Source organism: Rhodoblastus sp. (genome assembly GCF_041915505.1).
Lineage (GTDB): Bacteria > Pseudomonadota > Alphaproteobacteria > Rhizobiales > Beijerinckiaceae > Rhodoblastus.
The window spans coordinates 1-5,290 of sequence record NZ_JAYSBG010000251.1; the positions used below are offsets into that span (position 1 = coordinate 1).

A 5,290-nucleotide genomic window follows, 5' to 3' on the forward strand; every position below is an offset into this window, starting at 1 on the left:
TCGTGGACGAAGCGGAACAATTGTCCGGCCTGGACGGGAATGGCGCCGGGCTTGGCTTCGCCATTCTGGGCGAAGGCCTCCTTGAAGGCGGAACGTTGCGGGGGCAGGGCGCTGACATCCTGATCGACAGCGCGGAAGCTGACGGCGATCTGGCCGTTTTCGATGAAAAGCGGATCGGCCTCGCTGTCTCCGCCGGCGCGGACCGCCCAAACTCGGAAGCTCATTCCCGGCAACCTGTTGAAAAAAATACGGTCGGGAGGATCCCGACCGTCAAGCTCTGTAATCGATTTCTGTTCGCGGCGAAAGCCGCGCCGATCATGAGTCCCGGCGAAGGGTCAGATCAGATATTGGCCGCCATTGGCCGAGATGGTCGACCCCGTGACGAAGCTGGCTTCGTCGGACACCAGGAACAGCACGGCGCGGGCGATTTCCTCCGGCTCGCCGAGACGGCCGACGGGGATATGCGGCAGGATCGACTTCTCGATGACCGCCGGATCGATCGCCTTGACCATTTCGGTGGCGATATAACCGGGGCAGATCGCGTTGACGGTGATGCCGGCGCGCGCGCCTTCCTGGGCGAGCGCCTTGACGAAGCCGAGATCGCCGGCCTTGGCCGCCGAATAATTGGCCTGGCCGGCCTGGCCCTTCTGTCCGTTGACCGAGGAAATGCAGACGACGCGGCCGAATTTACGGGCGCGCATGCCTTCCCACACCGGGCGGGTCACGTTGAACAGCGAGTTCAGATTGGTGTTGATGACCGCATACCATTGCTCTTTGGTCATCTTGTGGAAGAAGCCGTCGCGGGTGATGCCGGCATTGTTGACCAGCACTTCGACCGGGCCGAGATCGGCCTCGACCTTGGCGATTCCGGCGGCGGAGGCGTCATAGTCGGAGACGTCCCACTTGAAGACATGGATGCCGGTCTCGGCATTGAAGGCCTTGGCGGCTTCGTCATTGCCGGCGTAATTCGCCGCAACTGTGTAGCCAGCGGCCTTGAGCGCCTTGGAAATGGCCGCGCCAATGCCGCGCGTGCCGCCGGTGACGAGAGCGACTCGAGACATGTTTCCCCCTATCGATTTTTTAGAGTTGAGATGAAAAGGCGCCGGTCGTGGGAAACGAGCCGGCGCCGATGTTTGAAAAGGCTCAGCGCTCGACGGTGAGCGCGACGCCCATGCCGCCGCCGATGCACAAGGTGGCGAGGCCCTTCTTGGCGTCGCGCTTCAGCATTTCGTGCAGCAGGGTGACCAGCACGCGGGCGCCGGAGGCGCCGATCGGATGGCCGATGGCGATGGCGCCGCCATTGACATTGACCTTCGACGTATCCCAGCCCAGCTCCTTGTTGACCGAAATGGCCTGGGCGGCGAAGGCCTCGTTGGCCTCGATCAGGTCGAGGTCCTGGATGTTCCAGCCGGCCTTGGCCAGCGCCTTGCGCGAGGCCGGGATCGGGCCCGTGCCCATGATCGCCGGATCGACGCCGGCGGTCGCCCAGGAGGCGATGCGGGCGATCGGGGTCAGGCCGCGCTTGGCGGCTTCGGCGGCGGTCATCAGCACCACGGCGGCGGCGCCGTCATTGATGCCCGAGGCGTTGCCGGCGGTGACCGTGCCTTCCTTGCTGAAGGCCGGGCGCAGCTTGGCGAGGGCGTCATAGGTCACGCCGTCGCGGATGAATTCGTCGGTGTCGACGACCACGTCGCCCTTCTTGGTCTTGACGGTGAAGGGGAGGATCTCGTCCTTGAACTTGCCCGCCTTTTTGGCGGCTTCCGCCTTGTTCTGCGAGGCGGTGGCGAACTGGTCCTGGTCCTCGCGGGTGATCTGGAACTTCGTGGCGATGTTCTCGGCCGTCGTGCCCATGTGATAGCCATGGAACGCGTCGGTCAGGCCGTCGCGCAGCATGGTGTCGAGCACTTTCAGCTCGCCCATCTTTACGCCGTTGCGCAGGAAGGCGACATGGGGCGAGAGAGTCATGTTCTCGATGCCGCCGGCCACGATGACGCTGGCGTCGCCATTGTTGATCTGCTGGAGGCCGAGCGCCACGGCGCGCAGGCCGGAGCCGCAGAGCTGGTTCAGGCCCCAGGCGGTCTTGTCCTGCGGCACGCCGGCGTGGATGGCGGCCTGGCGGGCCGGGTTCTGGCCCTGGTTGGCCGAGAGCACCTGGCCGAGGATGACTTCATCGACATCCCCGGCTTCGACCTTCGCGCGCTCAAGAACGCCCTTGATGACATGGGCGCCCAGTTCCTGCGCCTGGACATTGGCGAAGCTGCCGCTGAAGGAGCCGACCGCGGTGCGGGCGGCGGAAACGATCACGACGTCGGTCGACATGCAAAATCCTCCGGAAGGTCGCCTGGCGCCCCGGGGGGCGATTTATGGGCAGGCGACTGGGCGGCTAGTTTGACCACTTCGGCGCGGGCGCGGTCAAGACGCCCGGCGCGCCAAAACATGCTCTTTTGGTTGTAGAGCCTTTGCCGGATATCAAGTATTGTTGAAGAAGACGCTTTGCCTTTGCGCCAACGAGGGCTATCGTCAGCGAGGCTGTCGGCGCGGAGGTGTTTCGGCGTCTGGCCAGGAGGGCTGTCCGGGCGCGATGTCGCGGCCGGGCGCGAAGAAGAAGCCCCCGGACGTGGGAATGGAAATGACCAGCGAGAAAAAACCCGTCACGATCAAGAAATATGCGAACCGGCGTCTCTACAACACCGGGGCCAGCGCCTATGTGACCCTGGACGATCTTGCCGAAATGGTGAAGCACGGCGAGGACTTCGTGGTCTATGACGCCAAGAGCGGCGATGACATCACCCGCTCGGTGCTCGCCCAGATCATCTTCGAACAGGAAGGCAAGACCGGGCAGAACCTGCTGCCGATCCGCTTCCTGCGGCAGCTGATCCGGTTCTACGGCGACAGCATGCAGATGTTCGTGCCGAGCTATCTCGAATTTTCCATCGAGCGCCTGACCAAGGACAGCCAGAAGTTCCGCGAGCAGTTCGAAGCGGCGATGAGCGCCAATCCGCTCGCCAATCCGACCCGGCAGATCTTCCAGTCGATGGAGGAGCAGGCGCGCAAGAACATGGCCATGTTTCACGAGGCCTTCGACATGTTCTCCCCCTTCACCGCCGCAACCGGAGAATCCGGCAAGGCCGCGCCGCCGGCGCAATCCGCCGACGAGCTGAACGAAATGCGCGCGCAGCTCGCGGAAATGCAGAAACGCATAGACAGTCTTGTGAAAAAGGACTGATTTGGAGGGGGCTGACGCGCGGGCGGCGCTCGCTCAGGCCACCGCGCAGGCGCCGCCGCCCAGATCCGCCGGCGCCACCCGCGCGGCGGCGAAATAATCGCCCTGCAGATATTCCACGCCCCAGTCGCGCAGGATTCGCGCCGCCTCGCCGTCCTCGACCCATTCCGCCACGATCGGAAGGCCGATATGGCGCGCCAGGTCGATCAGCGTGCGGACGAAAAAGCGGTCGTCGGCCGAACGCGACAGATTCTGCACGAAGGCGCCGTCGATCTTCACCAGATCGATGTTCAGGCGGCGGAGATTCTTGAACGAGGTGTGGCCGGAGCCGAAATCGTCCATCGCCACCCGAGTTCCGAATTGCTTGAGCGCGGCGACCGCCTGCGAGGTCGCCTCGACGTCCTCGATCACGCAGGTCTCGGTGATTTCGACCGTCAGGCGACGCGCCAGTTCCGGGCGGGCGCCGAGCAAAGCGCGGAAGCGGGACATGAAATCGGGCTCGTGCAAGGTCTGGCCCGACATATTGACCGCGATGCGCATGTCCGGCTGCTCGATCAGTTTCTTGATCGCGAGATCGAGCACGCGCTGGTCGATCATCTGGATCAGGCCGGATTTTTCCGCCGTCGGCAGCACGGCGGCGGGCGCGGCCAGCGTGCCGTCCATCCGCCGCAGCCGCATCAGGGCCTCGAACATGACCGGTTCGCCGCTCTGCGCCGAGACGATCGGCTGCAGCGCGATCACGATACGGTCGCCGTTCAGCGCGCCGACGATTTCGTCGGAGATTTTCAGCGCGCGCATCCGCGCGTCCTCGCGCGCCAGCGAGGGCTCATAGGCGATGAAACGCGACGCGCCCGGTTGCCGGGCGAGATCGAGCGCTTCCTCGGCGTGCTGGAACAGAATATGCGGGGCGCGGCCGTTGCGCGGCGCCACCACGCCGCCGATGCGCAGCGACAAAGGCACCGGGCCGCCGCTGGTCTCGAACGGCGCGGCGGCTGCGATCTCGATGAAACGCTCGGCCGCCGCCGACATTTCGCCGGCGTCGCAATTTTCGAGCACCACAGCGAATTTATTGCCGGCATAGCGCGCCAGCAGGTCGCGCTCGCGGCAACTGGCGCGCAATCTTTTCGCCAGGCCGGCGATCACCTGGTCGGCGACGTCATAGCCATAGGTCCGGTTCAGGACGAAGAGATTGTCCACGCCGATCAGCAAGGCGGCGAAGGACTGCTTCCGCCGGGCGGCCTGTTCGTAGAAATTGGCGCATAGTTCGAGCAGGCAGGCGCGATTGAGCGCGCCGGTCAGCGGATCGAACCGCGAGCGCAGCGCAAGCTGGCGCTCCTGCTTGTAGCGGTCGGTGATGACCCGGACCAGGCCATGGGCGCGGGCCGGCTTGCCGTCCGGGCCGGCGAACCAGCGGCCGGTGTCCTCGACCCAGATCGTGGCCTCGCGCGGGCCGTCCGGCGGGGTCAGGCCATAGCAGATCTGGAACGGGACGCCCATGCCTTCGTCGGCGGCGGCGGAGCGGGAAATGGCCTCGAAACGGGAGCTTTCACTGTCGTTGGACAGCCATTCCGCAAAGGCGCGGCCGGTCTGGATCGCCGTCATGGCCTTGACGCCCAATACGGCGCCGGCATTCGGACCCCATTGGATGCGGTCGGTATGCAGATCCCAGTCGTAGACGGTCTGGCCGATCGAATCGAGAATGGAGCGCGGATCGGGCGCGACGGGCGCGTCCGGCTTCAGCCGGGCGAGGGCGGAGCGGACCATGAGCGAGCGCGGGGCGGAGGAGGGCGGATTGTAAAGCTCCGGCCCAACCGGCGGTTGCGCCGGCAGTCCGGCCGGAGCCTCGCCGCGTCGGTCGTCCGGCCGCGCCTCGTCGACGCCGCCCGCGCCTTCGCGGCGGGAGACAATCCTCAGAGAGCGGGACGGCAGATAGCCAAGTTGCACGTTTTCAGGTCCAGACCGATGGAATCGTGGATTTGACGATGATTGCGGCGCGTTAATTCAAAGTGTAGCCGAACGTGGATTTTAAAAGCGATTCTTGCGTTCCCGCAATATCGTAAAAACTTC

At 65.0% G+C, this 5,290-nt stretch carries 5 protein-coding genes; 1 reads left to right on the plus strand and 4 read right to left on the minus strand.

The annotated features are described in order from the left end of the window. From ACE3S9_RS14315 to ACE3S9_RS14325, 3 genes are all read right to left on the minus strand, one after another. On the minus strand, positions 1-224 hold a 224-nt coding region (locus ACE3S9_RS14315; protein WP_374547155.1), incomplete at its 3' end, for a hypothetical protein. Positions 225-335: 111 nt separating this feature from the next. Beyond that, complete coding sequence (gene phbB, locus ACE3S9_RS14320) at positions 336-1,061, minus strand: acetoacetyl-CoA reductase (RefSeq protein WP_374547156.1); 726 nt, start codon at positions 1,059-1,061, stop codon at positions 336-338. 82 nt (positions 1,062-1,143) lie between these two features. After that, positions 1,144-2,319: an acetyl-CoA C-acetyltransferase gene (locus ACE3S9_RS14325; protein ID WP_374547157.1), complete on the minus strand. Its 1,176-nt coding sequence runs from the start codon at positions 2,317-2,319 to the stop codon at positions 1,144-1,146. 310 nt (positions 2,320-2,629) lie between these two features. Between ACE3S9_RS14325 and phaR the strand changes: the two genes are divergently transcribed. After that, positions 2,630-3,226, plus strand: coding sequence for a polyhydroxyalkanoate synthesis repressor PhaR (gene phaR / locus ACE3S9_RS14330; protein ID WP_374547158.1), 597 nt, complete (start codon positions 2,630-2,632; stop codon positions 3,224-3,226). A 33-nt stretch (positions 3,227-3,259) separates the two neighbouring features. Here the strand turns inward: phaR and ACE3S9_RS14335 are convergent, their stop codons facing one another. Next, a complete protein-coding gene (locus tag ACE3S9_RS14335) occupies positions 3,260-5,167 on the minus strand; it encodes an EAL domain-containing protein (RefSeq protein ID WP_374547159.1) in 1,908 nt (635 codons plus the stop codon). Positions 5,168-5,290 lie beyond the last annotated feature (123 nt).